20 protein-coding genes and 1 tRNA gene are annotated in these 18,905 nt (G+C 61.2%); 11 read left to right on the top strand and 10 right to left on the bottom strand.

What is annotated here, in order from left to right:
* Entirely contained in the window at window positions 1–630 is a 630-nt protein-coding gene (locus tag Q4G24_RS06275) for an isochorismatase family protein (RefSeq protein WP_303365657.1), read from the top strand.
* A complete protein-coding gene (locus tag Q4G24_RS06270; RefSeq protein ID WP_303365656.1) occupies window positions 627–1,388 on the top strand; it encodes an SDR family oxidoreductase in 762 nt (253 codons plus the stop codon). The genes Q4G24_RS06275 and Q4G24_RS06270 overlap by 4 nt, the downstream gene beginning before the upstream one ends.
* Before the next feature lie 63 nt (window positions 1,389–1,451).
* Here the strand turns inward: Q4G24_RS06270 and Q4G24_RS06265 are convergent, their stop codons facing one another.
* The 5 genes from Q4G24_RS06265 to Q4G24_RS06245 form a co-directional block, all read right to left on the bottom strand.
* A complete protein-coding gene (locus tag Q4G24_RS06265) occupies window positions 1,452–2,810 on the bottom strand; it encodes an NCS1 family transporter (RefSeq protein ID WP_303365655.1) in 1,359 nt (452 codons plus the stop codon).
* A gap of 32 nt (window positions 2,811–2,842) precedes the next feature.
* Window positions 2,843–3,622, bottom strand: a complete 780-nt coding sequence (locus Q4G24_RS06260) for an aspartate/glutamate racemase family protein (RefSeq protein ID WP_303365654.1) — start codon at window positions 3,620–3,622, stop codon at window positions 2,843–2,845.
* Between the two features lie 59 nt (window positions 3,623–3,681).
* Window positions 3,682–3,757: transfer RNA gene (locus Q4G24_RS06255), tRNA-Ala, on the bottom strand.
* 160 nt (window positions 3,758–3,917) lie between these two features.
* Window positions 3,918–4,310 (bottom strand): DoxX family protein, encoded by a 393-nt coding sequence (locus Q4G24_RS06250; RefSeq protein WP_303365653.1) that lies wholly within the window; start codon window positions 4,308–4,310, stop codon window positions 3,918–3,920.
* Window position 4,311: 1 nt separating this feature from the next.
* Entirely contained in the window at window positions 4,312–4,635 is a 324-nt protein-coding gene (locus Q4G24_RS06245) for a TIGR02300 family protein (protein ID WP_303365652.1), read from the bottom strand.
* A gap of 89 nt (window positions 4,636–4,724) precedes the next feature.
* Between Q4G24_RS06245 and Q4G24_RS06240 the strand changes: the two genes are divergently transcribed.
* Window positions 4,725–5,411, top strand: coding sequence for a M48 family metallopeptidase (locus Q4G24_RS06240; RefSeq protein WP_303365651.1), 687 nt, complete (start codon window positions 4,725–4,727; stop codon window positions 5,409–5,411).
* 31 nt (window positions 5,412–5,442) lie between these two features.
* A complete protein-coding gene (locus Q4G24_RS06235; RefSeq protein WP_303365650.1) occupies window positions 5,443–6,087 on the top strand; it encodes a GntR family transcriptional regulator in 645 nt (214 codons plus the stop codon).
* A gap of 6 nt (window positions 6,088–6,093) precedes the next feature.
* Here the strand turns inward: Q4G24_RS06235 and Q4G24_RS06230 are convergent, their stop codons facing one another.
* The 5 genes from Q4G24_RS06230 to Q4G24_RS06210 all read right to left on the bottom strand — a co-directional run bounded on the left by Q4G24_RS06230 (window position 6,094) and on the right by Q4G24_RS06210 (window position 10,788).
* Window positions 6,094–6,777 (bottom strand): hypothetical protein, encoded by a 684-nt coding sequence (locus tag Q4G24_RS06230; protein ID WP_303365649.1) that lies wholly within the window; start codon window positions 6,775–6,777, stop codon window positions 6,094–6,096.
* 58 nt (window positions 6,778–6,835) lie between these two features.
* Entirely contained in the window at window positions 6,836–8,149 is a 1,314-nt protein-coding gene (locus Q4G24_RS06225) for a homoserine dehydrogenase (protein WP_303365648.1), read from the bottom strand.
* A 61-nt stretch (window positions 8,150–8,210) separates the two neighbouring features.
* Window positions 8,211–8,657 (bottom strand): isoprenylcysteine carboxylmethyltransferase family protein, encoded by a 447-nt coding sequence (locus Q4G24_RS06220; RefSeq protein ID WP_303365647.1) that lies wholly within the window; start codon window positions 8,655–8,657, stop codon window positions 8,211–8,213.
* Window positions 8,650–9,180, bottom strand: coding sequence for a hypothetical protein (locus Q4G24_RS06215; protein ID WP_303365646.1), 531 nt, complete (start codon window positions 9,178–9,180; stop codon window positions 8,650–8,652). The genes Q4G24_RS06220 and Q4G24_RS06215 overlap by 8 nt, the downstream gene beginning before the upstream one ends.
* 222 nt (window positions 9,181–9,402) lie before the next feature.
* Window positions 9,403–10,788 carry a dipeptidase gene (locus Q4G24_RS06210; RefSeq protein ID WP_303365645.1) on the bottom strand — a complete coding sequence of 462 codons (1,386 nt, stop codon included), beginning with the start codon at window positions 10,786–10,788 and terminating at the stop codon, window positions 9,403–9,405.
* A gap of 185 nt (window positions 10,789–10,973) precedes the next feature.
* Here Q4G24_RS06210 and hemA point away from each other — a divergent pair, with 185 nt between their 5' ends.
* From hemA to Q4G24_RS06175, 7 genes are all read left to right on the top strand, one after another.
* Entirely contained in the window at window positions 10,974–12,203 is a 1,230-nt protein-coding gene (hemA, locus tag Q4G24_RS06205) for a 5-aminolevulinate synthase (RefSeq protein ID WP_303365644.1), read from the top strand.
* A 109-nt stretch (window positions 12,204–12,312) separates the two neighbouring features.
* On the top strand, window positions 12,313–13,578 hold the full coding sequence (locus Q4G24_RS06200; protein WP_303365643.1) for a helix-turn-helix domain-containing protein: 1,266 nt from the start codon (window positions 12,313–12,315) through the stop codon (window positions 13,576–13,578).
* Between the two features lie 75 nt (window positions 13,579–13,653).
* On the top strand, window positions 13,654–14,766 hold the full coding sequence (ispG, locus tag Q4G24_RS06195; protein WP_303365642.1) for a flavodoxin-dependent (E)-4-hydroxy-3-methylbut-2-enyl-diphosphate synthase: 1,113 nt from the start codon (window positions 13,654–13,656) through the stop codon (window positions 14,764–14,766).
* A 360-nt stretch (window positions 14,767–15,126) separates the two neighbouring features.
* Window positions 15,127–16,062 carry a siderophore ABC transporter substrate-binding protein gene (locus Q4G24_RS06190; RefSeq protein WP_303365641.1) on the top strand — a complete coding sequence of 312 codons (936 nt, stop codon included), beginning with the start codon at window positions 15,127–15,129 and terminating at the stop codon, window positions 16,060–16,062.
* 71 nt (window positions 16,063–16,133) lie between these two features.
* Window positions 16,134–17,069, top strand: a complete 936-nt coding sequence (locus Q4G24_RS06185) for an ABC transporter permease (RefSeq protein ID WP_368660926.1) — start codon at window positions 16,134–16,136, stop codon at window positions 17,067–17,069.
* Entirely contained in the window at window positions 17,059–18,036 is a 978-nt protein-coding gene (locus Q4G24_RS06180) for an iron chelate uptake ABC transporter family permease subunit (RefSeq protein ID WP_303365639.1), read from the top strand. The genes Q4G24_RS06185 and Q4G24_RS06180 overlap by 11 nt, the downstream gene beginning before the upstream one ends.
* On the top strand, window positions 18,033–18,791 hold the full coding sequence (locus Q4G24_RS06175; protein WP_303365638.1) for an ABC transporter ATP-binding protein: 759 nt from the start codon (window positions 18,033–18,035) through the stop codon (window positions 18,789–18,791). Before Q4G24_RS06180 ends, Q4G24_RS06175 begins: the two co-directional genes overlap by 4 nt.
* The last annotated feature ends 114 nt before the right edge of the window (window positions 18,792–18,905 follow it).

Below are 18,905 nucleotides of genomic sequence, written 5' to 3'. Positions count from 1 at the left end.
ATGGCCCTGCCTGTGATCCCCGCCTATGACCTGCCCGACGCGGCGCCCACGGCCCGCGCGCCCTGGCGGCCCGAAGCGCATCGTCTGGCGCTGCTGATCCATGACATGCAATGGTATTTCTGTGCGGCCTATGGCGATCAGCCCGCGCCCTTGCCGGCGGTTGTCGGCAACATCGCCGCGCTGGCGGATGCGGCGCGGCGCGCGGGTGTGCCGGTGTTCTATACCGCGCAGCAGGGCGACCAGTTCCGCCCCGACCGGGGGCTTCAGGCCGATCTGTGGGGGCCGGGGATGCGGGCCATTCCCGAACATCAGGAGATCATCGCCGCGTTGACCCCGCAGCCGGGCGATATCGTGCTGGTGAAACACCGCTACAGCGCGTTCCAGCGGTCCAATCTGGCCGATCTGATGCGGGCGCGCGGGCGCGATCAACTGGCGATTGCCGGGGTTTATGCGCATATCGGCTGCCTTGCCACCGCGGCCGAGGCATTTCAGCGCGACATTCAGCCCTTTGCGATTTTCGACGCACAGGCCGATTTCAGCCGCGACAAGCACGATATGGCGATGACCTGGGTCGCGGCCACCTGCGGCGTGCCGGTCAGCCACGCGGATCTGCTGGGGGTGCTGGCATGAAGCTGACGGGGTTTGATGGTGCCAGCGCCTTTGTCACCGGGGCAGCGGGCGGGATCGGCCGCGCCGTGGTGCAAGCGCTGACGGATGCGGGCGCGCGGGTGATGGCGACGGATCAGGCTGTGACCGAGGCGAACAGCGACCGGGTTGCATGGCGGGCGTTGGATGTGCGCGACCGCTCCCGCGCCGATACCCTGCTGGCCGAGGCCGGGGCGCGGCACGGTCCGGTCACGCTGGCGGTTCATGCGGCGGGCGTGCTGGCCACCACGCCGCTGCTGGAGATGACGCCCGACGAATGGCAGCGGCTGATCGACATCAACGCGGGCGGGACGCTGAACATGCTGGCAGCCTTGGGGCAGGTGATGGTGCCGCAGCGTCGGGGCGCGATCGTGGTTGTCGGGTCGAACGCGGGCGGGGTGCCGCGCCTTGGCATTGGGGCCTATGGCGCGTCCAAGGCGGCGGCTGCGATGCTGACCCGCTGCGCGGGGTTGGAGCTCGCCCCTCACGGCATCCGCTGCAACCTGATCGCGCCGGGGTCCACGCTGACGCCGATGCAGACCGGCATGTGGTCAGACCCGGATGCGGGCCGGGCGGCGGTAATCGCAGGCGACGCCGCCAGTTTCCGCGCCGGGATCCCGCTTGGCAAGCTCGCCAGCCCGCAGGACATCGCGCAGGCGGCGATGTTTCTTTTGTCCGATCAGGCGGGGCATGTGACGATGGCCGATCTTTATGTGGACGGTGGCGCGACGCTCAGGGCATAGGGTGGATTTGAATATGCCTCAGGTGAGATTAAATCACCTGAGGCTGTTTTTGTTGCGAAGGCGTCAGTTTTCCAAAAAGCGACGCGATGAAGGCAGGGTTTTCATCAGGATGTAATACGTCAGACCTGCCGGTATCAGACTTGCATACCATGATATTCCGGGCATCAGCAGGGCAACAAAGACCCCTGCTGCTGTTGCAATGATTGCTGCCCAGTTGATTCCTGCATAGGGGCCGGTTTCGGCATAAAGCAGGTCAATGTTCAGATTCCGCTTGCGCAGAATATAATAATCGACAACCAGAACAGCAAAAATCGGCCCAAGGAATGCTGAATAGGTTTGAATGAACAGGGTCAGCCCTGCCGCAGATTCATCCTTGACCAATTCCCACGGAAAGGTGCCAAAGGCAAGCAGGCCAACAAGAACCGCTGCCGTTTTGAAATTGATCTTGAATACATCCATCAGTGCATAGGCCGGGGGGATGACATTGTTCAGAACGTTCGTTGTAACCTGTGCAAAAACAATGAACAGCAGTGTGATGATCAGTAGGGGCTTGTTATCTACGGCGCTTGAAAAGACTTTGATCGGGTCAACCTCACCTGTCGCGCTGGAGACCATCAGGCCAATCAGCCCCATGAACAGGGTCGCGGGCAGGATAGAGTTTGCATAAATAACGACCTGCCGCAACGGTGAAACATTCTTGCGCAATTCTCGTGAGTAATCCGAGACATTCAGCATCATTGTGCTGTAAACCCCCAGAAACAGCATTGTCGCGCCCCAGAAAGGTGCGCCCCATGTACCTTCAGCCTGTAATAAGTTGGCAGAGATTGCATCTCCGTATTTATTTGTGACACTGAAGAACATATAGATCAGTGCACCAATGATGAAAACCGATCCGATATTTTCCAGCCATTTGATGCCGCTGAAGCCAAGAACAGACAGGCCGATCTGTAGGAATTGAAAGGCGATGAACCAGAATATGATGCTGTCAAATCCGAACAGGGTCACGGATACCAGATTTAATGCGCCAGCACCAATCCAGCTTTGAAAACCGAACCAGACGATTGCGGGCACGGATCGTACCAGTGCAGGCAATCTGGTCCCGGTAAAGCCGAATGATGAGCGCGCCTGAACCATGAATGGGATGCCGTATTTATGACCTGCGGCCCCGTTGATGGCCAGCGCGATTCCGATGACGGTGCAGCCTATGGCAATAGCCAGAAAAACTTGAAGAAGATTAAGCGTTCCTGCCAGACCAGAGCCAACCGTGAACGTTCCGATCGACACGCATCCCCCCAGCCAGGCAAAGAGATATGACCAGCCCCCCATGATCCGTTCTTGTTGCGGAGCAAGGCTTTCTTCGCCCAGCTTTTTGTGATCGGCGGCATGTGCGTGTGTGTTGGCCGCATTGTGTGTTTGTGACATTCTGTCCCCCTATTGGTTATCCTGCGTCGTCATTATTTTTTATTCGGTTGGGCATAGGCGCATATTTTGCTGGTTTTCAGGCCGGTTGCCGCAAGGCCCTCAACGAATTTGACTGCGACTGTAACCCCATCAATTACAGGTATGCCGGTTTCCTGACTCAGCCAGTCCGTCAGATCAGCCATGCCCGCGCAGCCTAAAACGATAGCTTCGCAATTATCTTCCTGAATGGCGCGCAGGATTTCGTCGCGGACCTTTTCCTTGGCACCCGAGCCTTCTTCCTCAAGTGCAAGAACCGGAATACTGGCTGAGCGGACCTTGCGGCATTGATGTGCCACACCGTAGCGGCGGGTGAGTTCCTCGATCACCGGGACCGAGCGGGGCAGGGTGGTAATAACCGAAAAACTGGTTGCCAGCATGGTGGCCGCCTTCATTGCGGCTTCGGCAATACCGATGACCGGGCCGCTGGCAAGTTCGCGGCAGGCGCCGATGCCGGGATCGTCAAAGCAGGCAACGACGATACCGGCAACGCCATCCCGCTCGGCGTCTCTGACGTGACGAAGCAGCGCCGGCACCGACATGGCTTCATCAAAATGTCCTTCGATGCTGACGGGCGAGCCTTCGCCGGTGCGTGCAACAATCTCGACCCCCGGCCCGGCAACCCGCCGGGCACTGGCGGCGATTTTATCCGTCATGGTTTTTGTTGCATTCGGATTGACAAGCAGGATTTTCATAGACGCCTCCGCAGTATGTTTCCTGCGGCATCGTCTTGGAGTTGCCCTCTGTCTGTCAATATTTACCGCAGGGAAGCACAAGCGGAAACCTGCTGTGCTGCATTGTTCAGCAAGTATGACAGGCGTTTGTAAAAGATAATTGGTGGAGCCAAGGGGAGTCGAACCCCTGACCTCTTGAATGCCATTCAAGCGCTCTACCAACTGAGCTATGGCCCCACCGGAGGTCCGGGCTGCGTATCTTGCCGCCCGCGTGGGGGGTCGTATAGGGGCTGGCGCGGGGGGGCGCAAGCGGAAAGTTTTATGAAAATGACATTTTCTGCGGAAAAATAAAAACGGGGCCATGCAGGCCCCGTTTCATGTTGTTTTTGCTGATTTTTCAGCGATCCCGGCCTTGTGCCGCGTCCAGGCTGATCGGGCCGGGACCGGCAAAGACCAGATACAGGAACACAAAGCAGAACAGGATTGCCGCATCGCCGCCGTTTAGTGCCGGGAAGAAGCTCTGCGGCGCATGGGCGATGAAATAGGCGCAGGCCATCAGCCCCGACAGTACAAAGGCCACCGGGCGGGTGAACAGGCCGATCACCAGCAGCGCACCGCCGACAAGTTCCAGCACGCCCGCGATCCACGGCAGCGAAAACGCGGCCGGGTGAAAGTCACTGGCGGGAAACCCCAGCAGCTTTTGCGTGCCATGAGCCATAAAAATCAGCGCCGCCATGATCCGCAGCACGCTGCGCATCACCGGGGCATATGTGTTCAGGCGCGCGAACATATCACTCCTCGTCATCGCCTGCGACATCGGCGATGTCGTCCAGCGAAACATCGTCGTTGTCATCGTCATCATCCAGCAGATCGTCGTCCAGATCGCCGCCGGTGTCGTCATCGTCCAGATCGTCGTCATCCAGAACGTCGGTCTGGTCATCTCCGCCGCGTGCGCTCTTGTCCGAAATCAGCGACCGCGACCGGCCTTGCATCAGGCTTTCCAGCGTGAAGGTGTTGCCACAGGCCGGGCAGGTCATCGGGTCTTTTTGCAGGTCATAAAAGCGCGTGGCGCAATGCGGGCACAGGCGCTTCGTTCCCCATTCCTCTTTGGGCATGGCAATCTCCTTCCGCCACCATTAGGTAAATCCGAGTTGCCCTGCCATATGGTGCGCGGGCTTTCAAGGCAATTCCGACAGGCGCGGCAATGAACCAGCAGGAAATCATCATCGGGCAGCATCGGGTGCAGATCCGGCGACATGCGCGGGCGCGGCGGATTGTGTTGCGGGTGGCGCGCAGCACCGGGGCCGTCACGCTGTCCTTGCCGCCGCGTATGGCGCTGGCTGAGGCGCAGGCGTTTTTGCACAGCAAGGCGAGCTGGCTGGACCGCACCGCAGCGGCGTTACCCGGCCCGGTGCGGGTCGGGGCAGGGGTCGTGCTGCCGGTGGCCGGGCAAGGGGTGGTGGTGACGCCTGCGCCAGTGCGGGTGGTGACGCTTCAGGATGAAGCGTTGCTGGTGCCGGAAAACCGCGCCATCGGGGCGACGGTGCAGGGCTGGTTGCGTCATCGCGCGCATGAGGCGCTGCGCCCGGCCTGCGATCGCTTTGCGGCTGCGCTTGGCCGCCAGATTACGGCGATCAGCCTGCGGGATACGCGGTCGCGCTGGGGCAGTTGCACCCATGACGGGCGGCTGATGTTTTCATGGCGGCTGGCAATGGCGCCGCCTGTGGTGCTGGAATATGTCGCCGCGCATGAGGTCGCGCATCTGGCGCATATGGACCATTCGCCGGCCTTTTGGGCCACCTGCGAATCGCTGATGCCGGGCCATGCGCCGCATCGGGCCTGGCTGCGGGCGCATGGCTCTGACCTGCTGCGCTGGCAATTCCGCGATTGACGGGCGCGGATTTTGTGATCACAAGCGGGCTATGACCCTACGCCGTCCCTCGGAACCCGCCGCGCATGAGCGCCTGTATCGCAGCCTTCGCAGCCGGATTCTGGTCGGTGATCTGGCCCCGGCGCAATCCCTGACCCTGCGCGGGATTGCTGCCGAATCGGGGCTGTCGATGACCCCCGCGCGGGAGGCCGTTCGGCGGTTGGTGGCAGAGGGGGCGCTCAGCCTGTCGGCCTCGGGACGTGTTACCGCCCCGGCGCTGTCGGATGAGCGGATCGAGGAACTGGCCGCCATGCGGGCGCTGCTGGAACCCGAATTGGCCGCCCGCGCCCTGCCGCGTGCGCATTTCGCGCTGATCGACCGGCTGGCAGCAATCAATGACGGCATTGCCGATGCGGTCCGCCACCATGATGCGGGTGGCTATATCCGCAGCAATCTCGAATTTCACCGCACGCTTTACCTGCGGGCGCAGGCACCTGCGATGCTGGCGATGGTGGAAACCGTTTGGCTGCAATTGGGGCCGACGATGCGTGCGCTTTATGGGCGTGTCAAACGGCAGGAACCGCCGCGCCATCATCGCATCATCATTGCCGCGCTGAAGGCCGGGGACGAACCCGGCCTGCGGCTGGCGGTCCGGGCCGATGTAACCCATGGGCTGCGGCATTTGTCGAACGGCTGAGCGGACTTAGCTGCGCGGTGCGCGGATCAGGATTTGCAGCACCAGCGCAATCACCAGCCCGTTCAGCAGGTGCCATATCCAATGCAGCCCCATCGGCAGCGCCGCACAGGCGTGTAGGTCAAAGGTCCGCGCCGTCAGCGAGACCAGAAACACCAGCCCCGCGCCCCAGACCCAATGCCGCAGCGGATGCTGTCGCCACCATGCGATCAGCGAAAACACCGCAAAGGCCAGCACCGCAGGCGCATATTGACCCGAGCCGTTCAACGGGTCCGGCCCGCGTGGTGCTGCTTGTCCGGCATCGCCGTCGCCGGTCAGGAACAGCACCGTCAGCCCGCTCGCCAGAACCAGTGCCAGCAGCGCGACCAGACCGGGGCGCACGCCGCCCAGCCGGTTCAGCGCGACAAAGCAATACAGTGCCACAAAAGACCAGATTGGCACCGTATCGGCAAAGGCCGACCAGACCTGCGCATAGGTATGGAACAGGAATGACCCGACCCCGATCCCCCCGGCCAGCACCACCAGCAGCCAGACCAGCGGGTTCAGCTCGGCCCGGCGGCGGGCCTCATAAGCGCCCCAGAGAGCAGCGGCGATAAAGGATGCATTCGTGATCGCATTAACCGGCTCGGACCAGAAGGACGGGTCCAGCCGCTCGCAGTAAATATCGACGGGTGTGGTCCAGTATCCGGCCATGAGTGATCCCCCTTTGCGCCATGCTGACGCAATCGGGGTTGGCACTCAAGCCCGTAGCTCAGAGTTCCTCGATCCGCAGTTCCACCGGCTCGCCCACGAGAACGCCAGTGCCGGGCAGGGCGGCGATGGCGTGGTCGATGGCTTCGGGCGTGGTGGAATGGGTGACGATCAGCACCGGTGCCTGTCCGGTATCGCTGTCATACTGGCGCATCTGGTCAATGGAAATCCCGGCATCGCCAAGCACCGTTGCCACCTTGGCCAAGGCACCGGGTTTATCCAGCAGCTCCATGCGGATGTAGTAAGGGGCAGGCACGGCCGTGCGGGCCGCGACCGGGGTTGCCAGCGCGGTTGCCGGCTGACCAAAGACCGGCAGGCGGACGTTGCGGGCAATGTCGATGATGTCGGACATGACCGCGCTGGCGGTCGGGCCTTCGCCCGCACCCGCGCCGCGCAGGACCAGCTGGCCCACGCTGTCGCCCTCGATCACCACCATATTGGTGCCGCCCTGCAACTGCCCGATGGGGCTGTCGGCAGGCACAAGGCAAGGCGACATGCGCTGTTCCAGCCCGCGCCCGGTCATTTGCGCCACACCCAGCAGCTTGATGCGATAACCCAGTTCCCCGGCCTGGCGGATGTCGTCGATGCTGACCCGTTCGATTCCCTCGATCTCGACCGAGGGGAAGCTGACACGGGTGCCAAAGGCGATCGAGGCCAGAATCGCCAGCTTGTGACTGGCGTCGATGCCGCCCACGTCCAGCGTCGGGTCGGCCTCCAGATAGCCAAGCTGGCGGGCCTCCTCGAAGACTTCGGCATAGGGCAGACCAGCGGATTCCATCCGGGTCAGGATATAGTTGCAGGTGCCGTTCATCACCCCCATGACACGACGGATATCATTGCCAGCCAGCGATTCCGTCATGGCCTTGATGACCGGGATGCCACCGGCCACGGCAGCTTCGAACCGGATGGTGCGGCCCAGCGATTCTGCCAGCTCGGCCAGTTCCTGCCCGTGAACGGCCAGCAGGGCCTTGTTGGCCGTGACCACATCCTTGCCCGAGCGCAGTGCGGTTTCCACGGCTTCACGCGCGATGCCTTCATCGCCGCCGATCAGCTCGACGAACAGATCCACGTCATCGCGGGCGGCAAGCTGGCGCGGGTCGGCAACCCAGTCGTAATGCGACAGGTCGGCATCGCGGTTCTTCATCTGGTCACGGGCTGAAACCGCGCTGATCGAAACCGCGCGTCCGGCGCGGGCCGACAGCAGATCGACATGGCGCTGAATGATCTTGACCACACCAATGCCAACGGTGCCAAGCCCCGCAATCCCAAGGCGCAGCGGCGCATTTGACGGGGTGGCTTGGGTTTGGGCAGACATGGGGGCCTCATTTTGCAGCTTTCCCACGCTGTTAGCCCGAGACGCGCGGCAGGGACAAGGGCTAAAGCCAGCGCCTTGTCTGCTGGCGATAGGCTGGCCAGTCTCTTGGAAACAGTCGGGCAAGGCGCTGTTCTTCGGGCAGGATAAAGCGTCGTGTCAGCACAGCCATCAGGACCAATACCAGAGGCAAGGCCCAAACCGCGCCCAACAGCAGGCAGGCCCCGGCCAGCAGCAACAGATCGGCCAGATAGATCGGGTTGCGCGACATGGCGTAAAGCCCGCTGGTCAGCAGAGTGCGGGGCTGGCCGTGCGGGTCCAGCGTGCTGCGCGCCGCCAGCATTTGGGCCGCGGCAATCAGCATCATCAGTGCGCCGGACAGGATCAGCCCCCAACCGCCCAATGCCATCAAAGGGTTGTGAACCGGAAAAATCTTGCCCCCGACATAGGCCAGAAGCGCAAAGCCGGCCAGCCAGACCGGCGGATAATCAGGCGTCAGCCTATCAGGCATCAGGCGCATTGTCGTCCATTCCTTGCCATTGGCCTTCGATCCCGGTGCGCCGCATGATGTCCACCACCTGCCGCGACAGGGCAAGGCTTTGTTCGAGGATGTCATCCAGATCGGCGGGGCTGACCTGTCCCTGAAACTGATGGCCACGGGTGTTGATGAAATCCGGCCGCCAGAACGCGCCCTCATCCAGTTTCCATGAAGCATGGCATAACAGGTTGCGATCGTCCTTCAGCGCCCGCAGCGCGGCAATCAGCATCGGGTCGTCGTCAGCATGAGGGTGGCGGTGCAGTTCGGCTGAAAAGGCGTCGATCAGCGTCCCCAGCGAATCGTCGGCAATATCATCCATCCGTGTCAGCCAACGCCGCAGCGCCGCCTCGCCGGGGTTTTCGCCCAGCCGCTGCGCGGCCAGCGCGTAGATACAGCGTTTCAGCGCCTCCTCCAGAAAGCCGAAACTGGCGATGCAATGGCCGATCCGTGCCGCGAACTCATCGGGCAGGCGGGCAGGGGCGCGGGGAAATGACATGGCTGGCCTCGTGGTTCAGAGGTGGAGGGGGGGCTTTGCCCCCATCGCCTGCGGCGATTCCCCCAGGATATTTACAGACAAAAGATAGGGCTTTGTCGCAAGATGTGGCCCCCTTGGGTGATTTCAGCCCCGGCGCCCCCCGGAATATTCAAGAACAGAAGGCACATCTTTTGTCCTCAAATATCCGCGGGGGAGTCCGCAAGGACGGGGGCGGCAGCCCCCTTACTCCAGTGCCGCCAGAATCCGCGCCCAACTGCGTGCGCCTTTGGCGAAGCTTTCGACGTTGTATTTCTCGTTCGGGGAATGAATCCGGTCGTCGTCGCGGCCAAAGCCGATCAGCATGGAATCCATGCCAAGGATCGACTTGAAATCCCCCGCAATGGGGATCGAACCGCCCGCACCGATAAAGGCGGCCTCTTGTCCCCATTCCTGCGAGAGCGCCTGTTTCGCGGCAGCAAAGGCGGGGTTTGAGGTGTCCATCACGCTGGCCGGGCTGGTGCCGTGGTCGTGGAACTCGATCCGGCAGTCGGCGGGGGTGAAGCGGCGGATATGGTCCTGAAACGCGGCGCGGATGGCCTGCGGATTCTGGGTGCCGGTCAGGCGGAAGCTGACCTTGGCGCGGGCTTCGGCGGGCAGGACGGTCTTGAACCCTTCGCCCGCATAGCCGCCCGCGATGCCGTTGATTTCACAGGTCGGTTGCGACCAGACCATTTCAAGGCCAGTGCGTCCGGTTTCACCAATCGGCTGGCTCAACCCGACTTTGGACAGGAAAGCGCTGGCGTCAAAGCCCAGCTTGTCCCAGTCGGCGGCCAGTTCCGGGGTCAGCTCCCGCACGCCATCATAAAAGCCGGGCAGGGTGATGCGGCCGCTGTCGTCTTTCAGTGCCGCCAGCGCATTGCACAGGATCTGGACCGGATTCGCCGCCAGCCCGCCGAAGCTGCCCGAATGAAGGTCGCGGTCGGCGGCGCGGATCACCACCTCTTGCCCGACCAGTCCCCGCAGCATGGTGGTGATTGCCGGGCGGCCGTCGGCATACATGCCGGTATCGCAGATCATCGCCAGATCGGCGCGCAACTCATCCGCGTTTTCGGTCAGGAACGGGATCAGGCTGGGCGAACCGGATTCCTCCTCGCCCTCGAACAGCAGCACCAGATTGGCGGGCAGGGTGCCGTGGACCTCTTTCCATGCCCGGAAGGTTTCGACAAAGGTCATCAACTGGCCCTTGTCATCGGCGGCACCACGGGCGCGGATCACCTTTCCGTCAGGTGTATCCTGAATATGCGGCTCGAACGGCGGGTTATCCCAGAGATGCAGCGGATCGACCGGCTGCACGTCATAATGACCATAGAACAGCAGTCGTCGCCCTTCGCTGGGCTGGCTATGGGCAACGACCATCGGATGCCCCGGCGTGTCGCGCAGGCTGGCGGTGAAACCAAGGCCGGTCAGCTCATCCACCAGCCATTTCGCCGCCCTGCGACAATCTGCCCGATGCGCCGGATCGGTCGAGATCGAGGGGATGCGCAGGAAATCCTGTAACCGCTCCAGCGCGGCGGGAAGTCCTTTGTCCAGTGCGGAAAGCACCGCATCAAGCTGTTCAGTCCGGGGCATGGCTCACCTTATTCTGATGGTTTTTATTGGGTTTCTTGCGGGGGTTTCCCACGTCACAACCTGCATTTTCGTCTGTCTTTTTCCAGATTTGATGCTTATCAAGGCTGGGCGCGAAGGATCGGTCCACAAGAGTTTGTGCCGGTCACAATGACCGCCCCCAGCGAAACAGGCAAGGGAACGCCAAGATGAATTACGAAGCCGCTCTGGATACCGCCATTGGCCGTCTGCACGAAGAAGGCCGCTACCGCGTGTTTATCGACATCGAGCGGCGCAAGGGCCAGTTCCCCCATGCCGTCTGGACGCGCGAGGATGGTTCGGAAAAAGACATCACCATCTGGTGCGGTAATGACTATCTTGGCATGGGCCAGCATCCGGTGGTGCTGAACGCCATGCATGAGGCGCTGGACGCGACCGGCGCGGGTTCGGGTGGAACGCGCAATATTTCCGGCACTACGGTTTATCACAAACGCCTGGAGGCCGAACTGGCCGACCTGCACGGGAAAGAGGCCGCGCTGGTGTTCTCCAGCGCCTATAACGCCAATGACGCGACGCTCTCGACGCTGCGCAAGCTGTTTCCGGGGCTGATTATCTATTCCGACGCGCTGAATCATGCCTCGATGATCGAGGGGATCAAGCGTTTCGACGGCGAAAAGCGCATCTTCCGCCACAATGATGTGGCGCATCTGCGTGAATTGCTGGCGGCGGATGATCCTGCGGCGCCCAAGCTGATCGCCTTTGAGTCGATCTATTCGATGGATGGCGATTTCGGCCCGATTGCCGAGATTTGTGATCTTGCGGACGAATTCAACGCCCTGACCTATCTGGATGAGGTCCATGCCGTTGGCATGTATGGCCCTCGTGGGGGTGGTGTGGCCGAGATGCAGGGCATTGCCCATCGCATCGACATTTTCAACGGCACGCTGGGCAAGGCGTTCGGTGTATTCGGCGGTTACATCGCTGGCACCGCCAAGATGATGGACGCAATTCGCTCTTATGCGCCGGGGTTCATCTTTACGACCTCGATCCCGCCGGCGGTGGCGGCCGGTGCGGCAGCTTCGATTGCTTACCTGAAAACCGAAGCCGGGCAGGCGCTGCGTGATGGTCAGCAATCGAATGCAAAAATCCTGAAAATGCGCCTGAAGGGCTTGGGTATGCCGATCATCGACCACGGCACCCATATCGTTCCGGTCCACGTTGGCAATCCGGTGCATTGCAAGATGCTGTCCGATATGCTGCTGGACGAATTTGGTATCTATGTTCAGCCGATCAACTTCCCGACCGTGCCGCGCGGGACCGAGCGTCTGCGCTTCACCCCTTCGCCGGTGCATGATCCCAAAGAGATCGACGCGCTGGTCAAGGCGATGGATGTGCTGTGGTCGCATTGTGCGCTGAATCGTGCCGAGGCGGTGGCGTGACATAAAGACGGGCTGTTCTGATCGCGCTGCTGTGATAACCTTATCTTAATCAATCTATGACAGGGTGCGATTCGAAGCACCCTGTTGGTGGCAGACGAAGGACAGGCGCATGATCGGGCTGAGGGCAAAATCCCCGGCAAATCAAGATATTGAACGGGACGTTGCGCCAGAAGGCTTTGACGACCCGGACCTTCGGCTTGGCGATGTGATGCGCGGGGAACGGGCGACGCTCGGAAAATCCCTGCTGGATGTGCAGCGGGAACTGCGCATCCGCGCATCTTACGTTGCGGCAATTGAAAATTGTGACATTTCGGCTTTTGACGCGCCCAGTTTCATTTCGGGCTATGTCCGGTCCTATGCCAAATATCTGGGAATGAACCCGGAATGGGCCTTCCGCCGCTTTTGTGCCGAATCGGGCTTCGTGCCGGTGCATGGCATGGCTCCGGCGGCCTCTGGCCCCAAGCCGCAGCGCCGCCCCGCCGATATGGCCGAGGCGCTGGCAAATCCGCGGGCCTTGTTTATCCCGCAGCCACAAAGTTTCTGGTCAGGGGTCGAACCGCGTGCCATTGGTTCGGTCGTGGTGCTGGCCTTGCTGGTCGGGGCGCTTGGCTATGGCGGCTGGTCCGTCCTGCAAGAGGTGCAGAAGGTCCGCCTTGCACCGGGGGATGAAGCGCCCGGCGTAATCGCGGCGCTGGACCCGACGCAAGATCCCGCCACTCCGGCGCTGATTGAAACCGCTGATGCAGGCGTGAACCTGCCGCAGCCAGAGGGGCTGGACCGGGCCTATCGCCCGGAAACGCTGGATGTGCCGGTGCTGATTGCCCGCGATGGGCCGATTTCCGCGATTGATCCGGGGTTGCCTGATCAGGCAACCCGTCAGGCTGCCGTTGATCCGCGTGATCTGGTGCCTGTGCCGGTCGCGGGGGAGGCTGCGTTGACCACGCTGGCCCGCGCCATGCAGAATGGCCCGCAGCTGCCGGTTGAGCAGGCTGCCGTGCGCACCGTGGCCCCCGACGCCCCCGAGGTTGAGGTTCTTGCCGTGCGTCCGGCATGGGTCCGGGTCCGCGCGGCGGATGGCACGATCCTGCTGGAAAAAACCATGGATGCGGGCGAACGCTTTGCTCTGCCCAAGCTGGAGGAGCCGCCGATCCTGCGCAGCGGCAATTCCGGCGCGGTCTATTTCGCGGTGAACGGTCGCACCTATGGCCCGGCAGCGCCCGGTCCGCAGGTGGTGAATAATGTGGAACTGTCGCCCACCGCGCTGACGGCGAAATATGCCTTTGCTGATCTGGCCAAGGATGAGGATTTGGCCCGGATGGTGGCCGTCGCCAGCGCCGAACAGCATGTCCCGCCTGCTGATGGGGTTGCGCCGTAAGGCGTGATCCCGGTGCGGTTGCCGTGGCGCCATGATCGGCGTATGCCCAATGGCGCACAGCCCGAGGGGAACCTGATGAGCCATAACCCGATCCGTCCCTGGCGCGACATCTCGCGCCGCAAATCACGTCAGATCATGGTCGGTAATGTTCCGGTCGGGGGCGATGCGCCGATTTCGGTGCAGACTATGACTAACACCGATTCGGGCGACGTGCGGGCAACGCTGGATCAGGTCATCCGCGCGGCAGAGGCGGGGGCGGATATTGTGCGCATCTCGGCCCCCGATCAGGCGGCGACGCAGGCACTCAAGGAAATCTGCCGCGAAAGCCCGGTGCCGATCGTTGCGGATATCCATTTCCACTATAAACGCGGGATCGAGGCGGCAGAGGCCGGTGCCGCCTGCCTGCGTATCAACCCCGGTAATATCGGGGACAGCAGCCGCGTGGCCGAGGTGGTGAGGGCCGCCAAGGACAACGGCTGTTCGATTCGCATTGGCGTGAATGCGGGCAGTCTTGAAAAGCACCTGCTTGAAAAATATGGCGAGCCGTGTCCAGATGCGATGGTCGAAAGCGCATTGGATCACATAAAGATCCTGCAAGACCATGATTTCCATGACTATAAGGTCAGCGTAAAGGCCAGCGACGTGTTTCTGTCTGTGGCCGCCTATATGCAGCTTGCCGATGCCACCGACGCGCCGCTGCATCTTGGGATCACCGAGGCGGGTGGCCTGCGCGGCGGTACGGTGAAATCCGCCATCGGGCTGGGCAATCTGCTGTGGGCGGGCATGGGGGATACGATCCGCGTCAGCCTGTCCGCCGATCCGGTCGAGGAGGTCAAGGCCGGGTTCGAGATGCTGAAAACGCTTGGCCTGCGCACCCGTGGCGTTCAGATTATTTCCTGTCCATCCTGTGCGCGGCAGGGCTTTGACGTGATTAAAACCGTTGAGGCGCTGGAGCAGCGGCTGGAGCATATCAAAACCCCGATGAGCCTGTCGATCATTGGCTGCGTGGTGAACGGCCCCGGCGAGGCGCTGATGACCGACCTCGGCTTTACCGGCGGCGGCGCGGGCAGCGGCATGATTTATATGGCCGGCAAGCAAAGCCATAAGATGAGCAACGATCAGATGATCGACCATATCGTGCAACTGGTCGAGGAACGTGCCGAAAAGCTGGAAGCCGGGCAGGATTGAGGGGCGGTCAGGTTTTCCATTTGTGGCGTAGTCATTGATTGCGACATCAAGGCTGAGTTTGTTTCAGCCTTTCCATTGCATGAGGTCGCGTGGGTGGCCGCGAAAGCCCGTGGCGCAGGCGGCCGCCAGGATTAAATATTGTAATTCAGTATATTGACAAAATACTTTCAGGTGAAATCTAGGGCAATCCGTTTCGTGCAGGGCTGGCAGAACCACGGTTTCTGAAAATGGCGCAGCCCGGATTTCATACAAAAACACTCCGGTTTATCTTGACAGTATGAGCGGCTGGATTTAACGCGGGGTGCGTCCAGTCGATTTGTCTGCCCGGACGCCCTGAAAATGTTGCTGAAGGATACCGGCATGACGATTTTCCACCGTAATTTCATGGGCGCGGCTGCGGGAGCTTTGGTGGCGCTGACGCTGGCTGGCGGGGCGTGGGCCGAGGAGATGACCCTGACCCATCCGCAAGGCCAGACTGTTCTGGCGGCCAAGCCTGAAACGGTTTTCGTCACGGATTGGGCGGCTTTTGACAATCTGAGTGCGCTTGGTGTGCCTGTGGCGGGTGTTCCGGGGGTCCGTATGCCGGGTTATCTGGCCGATCAGGCCCCAGCCGATGCGGTTGAGATCGGATCGCTGCAAGAGCCGGATTTCGAGGCGATTGCTGCAGCAAAGCCTGATCTGGTGATCGTTGCCGCGCGGTCCCGCACGGCTTATCCCACCATGTCTGCTATTGCGCCGGCCTTTGACGCCAGCATTGACGATTCCGCGCTGATTCCGGGTGTCAGGTCGCAGCTTAAAACCTATGGCGAGGTTTTTGGTGTGCAGGACCGCGCTGCCGAACTGATCGCCAATCTTGACGCCAAGCTGGCGGAGGCGCGCGATCTGGCCAAGGGTAAGGGGACCGGGCTGGTGATCGTGACCAATGCCGGCAAGATCGGGATTTACGGCCCGTCCTCGCGTATTGCCTGGGTCTATGATGAGCTGGCTGTGCCTTCCGTTTTTGACAACGTAGAGGATGGCGACCATGGCGGTGACGCGATTTCCTTTGAATATCTGGCGGAACACAATCCCGACTGGCTGTTCATCGTGGATCGTGATGCTGGCGTCGGAACCTCGGGCGAGGGCGGCGCGGCGCGGGCCTTGCTGGATAACGAAATCATCCATGGCACGAATTTCTGGTCCAAAGATCAGATGATCTTCCTTGATCCGGCGGCGGCTTATACGACCATGCACGGCTATCAGGGGCTGATGCTGATGCTGGATCAGGTCATCGCCGGTTATCAAAAGGCGGGCTGAGGCCGCACCCCACCCAAACAGGCAGGGTTGCATCACCTATGCAGAAAACCGGATTATTCGCAGCGGCAGTTGTGGCGGTCATTGTTTTGGCCGCCATCAGCCTGTTCATCGGGGTCGGTGATGTGACCCTGACCGGGCTTTTGTCGGGCGAAGGCGAGCAGGCACAACTGTTGCTGGCAGCCTCGCGTATCCCGCGCACGCTGGCGCTGATCCTGACCGGCTCGTCTTTGGCCATTGCCGGGCTGGTTCTGCAAATCATTGTGCGCAACCGCTTTGTTGAGCCTTCCACCATCGGCACAACGGAATCGGCCAGTCTGGGTTTTCTGATCGCAACGGTTCTGGTGCCGGCATGGCCGATGATGGGCAAGATGCTGATTGCGGCCCTGTTTGCCTTGGCTGGCACGGCGCTGTTTCTGCACCTGCTGCGGCGCATCCCCCCGCGTGAGGTGCTGCTGGTGCCATTGGTCGGCATCATGCTGGCCGGGGTCATCGGGGCGGTGACAACCTTTTTCGCGTATCGGTTCGAACTGCTGCCTGCGATGCTTGCGTGGAACATGGGCGATTTTTCCGGCGTGCTGCGCGGACGCTATGAATTGCTGTGGCTGGGGCTGGCAGCGACGCTGTTTGCATGGCTGATTGCCGACCGCCTGACCGTTGCCGGTATGGGCGAGGATTTCAGCACCAACCTTGGTCTGAATTACAACCGGATCATGGCGGCCGGGCTGGTTATCGTGGCGGTGATTTCGGCGGCCTGTCTGGTTTCGACGGGGCAGATTCCGTTCTTGGGGCTGATCGTGCCGAATATCGTCAGCATGATGATTGGCGACAATATGCGCAGCGCCGTGCCTTGGGTGGCTGTGATGGGGGCGCTGATTGTGCTGGCCTGTGATATGGCCGGGCGCTTGATCCGCTTTCCCTATGAAATCCCGATCAGTGTCGTTTTGGGAGTGATCGGCAGCATTGTGTTCCTGTGGCTGTTGCTGAGAAAGCGCCATTATGCCCAGTAATCCTGCCATTTCGCGGCTCAGCCGTCCGCATGTTACGCTGATCGTGCTGGGGCTGCTGGCGCTGGTGTCGGTCGTCGGGTTTATGACCATCGGCGCACGCGGCAACTGGGGCTTCGTGCTGCCGTTTCGGGGGATGAAACTGGCCGGGCTGATCCTTGTCGGCTATGCCGTGGCGGTGTCCACGCTGATGTTCCAGACGGTGACAAACAACCGCATCCTGACGCCCTCGATCATGGGCTTTGATGCGCTTTATGTGCTGGTGCAGACCAGTCTGGTGTTCTTTGCAGGCACAGCGGCTTTTGTGACCATCTCGGCCCCGATGCGCTTTGGCATGGAAATCCTGCTGATGCTGGGGTTCTCGGCGCTGTTGTTTCGCTGGTTGTTTTTAGGGGCGCGGCGCAGTCTGCATCTTTTGGTGCTGGTGGGGATCGTGTTCGGGGTGCTGTTCCGCAGCCTGTCCAGTTTCATGCAGCGGATCATGGACCCGAACGCCTTTCAAGTGCTGCAAGACAGCTTTTTCGCCAGCTTCCAGACGTTGCACCCGGAATTGCTGGGGGCCTCGGTGGTGCTGATCGCAGGCGTTTCGCTGGTGTTATGGTGGTTGTCGCATAGTTTTGACGTCCTGGCGCTGGGGCGCGAGACCGCAATCGGGCTGGGGGTGCCTTACCGGCGCAATGTGTTCATCATTCTGATCTGCATTGCGGTGCTGGTGTCGGTCTCGACCGCGCTGGTCGGGCCTGTGTCTTTCTTTGGCCTGCTGGTGGTCAGCCTTGCGCATGGGCTGACCGGCAGCGCCCGCCATCGTTACCTGTTGCCGGCCGCCGTGCTGCTGGCGGTGATCTGCCTGGTCGGCGGGCAACTGGTGCTGGAGCGTGTTTTTGCCTTCAATACCGCCCTGTCGATTATTGTCGAGTTCCTTGGCGGTCTGGTCTTTATTTATCTTGTCCTGAAAGGAGCGGCGCGATGATCCACGCCCGAGACATCAGCAAATCCTATGCCGATGCCCCGATCCTGAAGAATGTCAGCGTGCAGATTCCCAAGGGTGGGCTGACCGCGATCATTGGGGCCAATGGCACCGGGAAATCCACGCTTCTGTCGATCATCAGCCGGTTGCTGCCGATGGATGCTGGCTCGGTCAGTGTGGATGGGCTGGATGTGACCTGTTCCGACAGCCGCGAACTGGCGCAGCGCCTGTCCATTTTGCGGCAGGACAATCACATGACGGCGCGGATCACCGTGCGCGATCTGGTATCATTCGGCCGCTATCCCTATTCGCAGGGACGGTTGCGACAGGCCGATCAGGCCCATATCGACGCGGCGCTTGGGCATATGGACCTGACCGATCTGCAAGACCGCTTTCTGGATCAGCTTTCCGGCGGTCAGCGCCAGCGGGCTTTTGCGGCGATGGTGCTGTGTCAGGATACCGATTATATCCTGCTGGATGAGCCGCTGAACAATCTGGACATGAAAAATGCCCGCACGATGATGCAATCACTGTCGCGCATGTGCCGCGAGTTGGGCAAGACTGTGGTTGTTGTGCTGCATGACATCAATTTCGCCTCGTGGTATTGCGACAATATCATCGCACTGAAGGGCGGCGATATTTGCTGCACTGGGCCGACCGAGCAGATTATGACCAGCGATTGCCTGCGTCAGATCTATGACATGGAGATCGAGATCGTCGAGACCGGGGGCAAGCGCACCGCGCTTTACTATGGTTGAGCAAGGGGCTGCCCAAACCCTATGGCGGGGGTTTCACCCCCGCACCCCCAGGATATTTGAGTGAAGAAGAATGCGCCTTCTTCTTCATATAAATATCCTCAGGGAGTGAGGGCG

The sequence above is a fragment of the Paracoccus sp. (in: a-proteobacteria) genome (genome assembly GCF_030538695.1).
In the GTDB taxonomy this organism is placed as follows: domain Bacteria; phylum Pseudomonadota; class Alphaproteobacteria; order Rhodobacterales; family Rhodobacteraceae; genus Paracoccus.
The sequence above is the reverse complement of the archived record's forward strand: the minus strand, read 5'-3'. Positions and strand labels throughout refer to the sequence as shown.

Coding starts and splice junctions, on each gene's coding strand:
- Q4G24_RS06230 (WP_303365649.1), bottom strand. CDS start 6,777: ATGGCCGGATACTGGACCACACCCGTCGATATTTACTGCGAGCGGCTG.
- Q4G24_RS06245 (WP_303365652.1), bottom strand. CDS start 4,635: ATGCCCAAAGAGGAATGGGGAACGAAGCGCCTGTGCCCGCATTGCGCC.
- Q4G24_RS06240 (WP_303365651.1), top strand. CDS start 4,725: ATGAACCAGCAGGAAATCATCATCGGGCAGCATCGGGTGCAGATCCGG.
- Q4G24_RS06275 (WP_303365657.1), top strand. CDS start 1: ATGGCCCTGCCTGTGATCCCCGCCTATGACCTGCCCGACGCGGCGCCC.
- Q4G24_RS06175 (WP_303365638.1), top strand. CDS start 18,033: ATGATCCACGCCCGAGACATCAGCAAATCCTATGCCGATGCCCCGATC.
- Q4G24_RS06270 (WP_303365656.1), top strand. CDS start 627: ATGAAGCTGACGGGGTTTGATGGTGCCAGCGCCTTTGTCACCGGGGCA.
- Q4G24_RS06190 (WP_303365641.1), top strand. CDS start 15,127: ATGACGATTTTCCACCGTAATTTCATGGGCGCGGCTGCGGGAGCTTTG.
- ispG (WP_303365642.1), top strand. CDS start 13,654: ATGAGCCATAACCCGATCCGTCCCTGGCGCGACATCTCGCGCCGCAAA.
- hemA (WP_303365644.1), top strand. CDS start 10,974: ATGAATTACGAAGCCGCTCTGGATACCGCCATTGGCCGTCTGCACGAA.
- Q4G24_RS06235 (WP_303365650.1), top strand. CDS start 5,443: ATGACCCTACGCCGTCCCTCGGAACCCGCCGCGCATGAGCGCCTGTAT.
- Q4G24_RS06180 (WP_303365639.1), top strand. CDS start 17,059: ATGCCCAGTAATCCTGCCATTTCGCGGCTCAGCCGTCCGCATGTTACG.
- Q4G24_RS06200 (WP_303365643.1), top strand. CDS start 12,313: ATGATCGGGCTGAGGGCAAAATCCCCGGCAAATCAAGATATTGAACGG.
- Q4G24_RS06250 (WP_303365653.1), bottom strand. CDS start 4,310: ATGTTCGCGCGCCTGAACACATATGCCCCGGTGATGCGCAGCGTGCTG.
- Q4G24_RS06215 (WP_303365646.1), bottom strand. CDS start 9,180: ATGTCATTTCCCCGCGCCCCTGCCCGCCTGCCCGATGAGTTCGCGGCA.
- Q4G24_RS06210 (WP_303365645.1), bottom strand. CDS start 10,788: ATGCCCCGGACTGAACAGCTTGATGCGGTGCTTTCCGCACTGGACAAA.
- Q4G24_RS06225 (WP_303365648.1), bottom strand. CDS start 8,149: ATGTCTGCCCAAACCCAAGCCACCCCGTCAAATGCGCCGCTGCGCCTT.
- Q4G24_RS06220 (WP_303365647.1), bottom strand. CDS start 8,657: ATGCCTGATAGGCTGACGCCTGATTATCCGCCGGTCTGGCTGGCCGGC.
- Q4G24_RS06265 (WP_303365655.1), bottom strand. CDS start 2,810: ATGTCACAAACACACAATGCGGCCAACACACACGCACATGCCGCCGAT.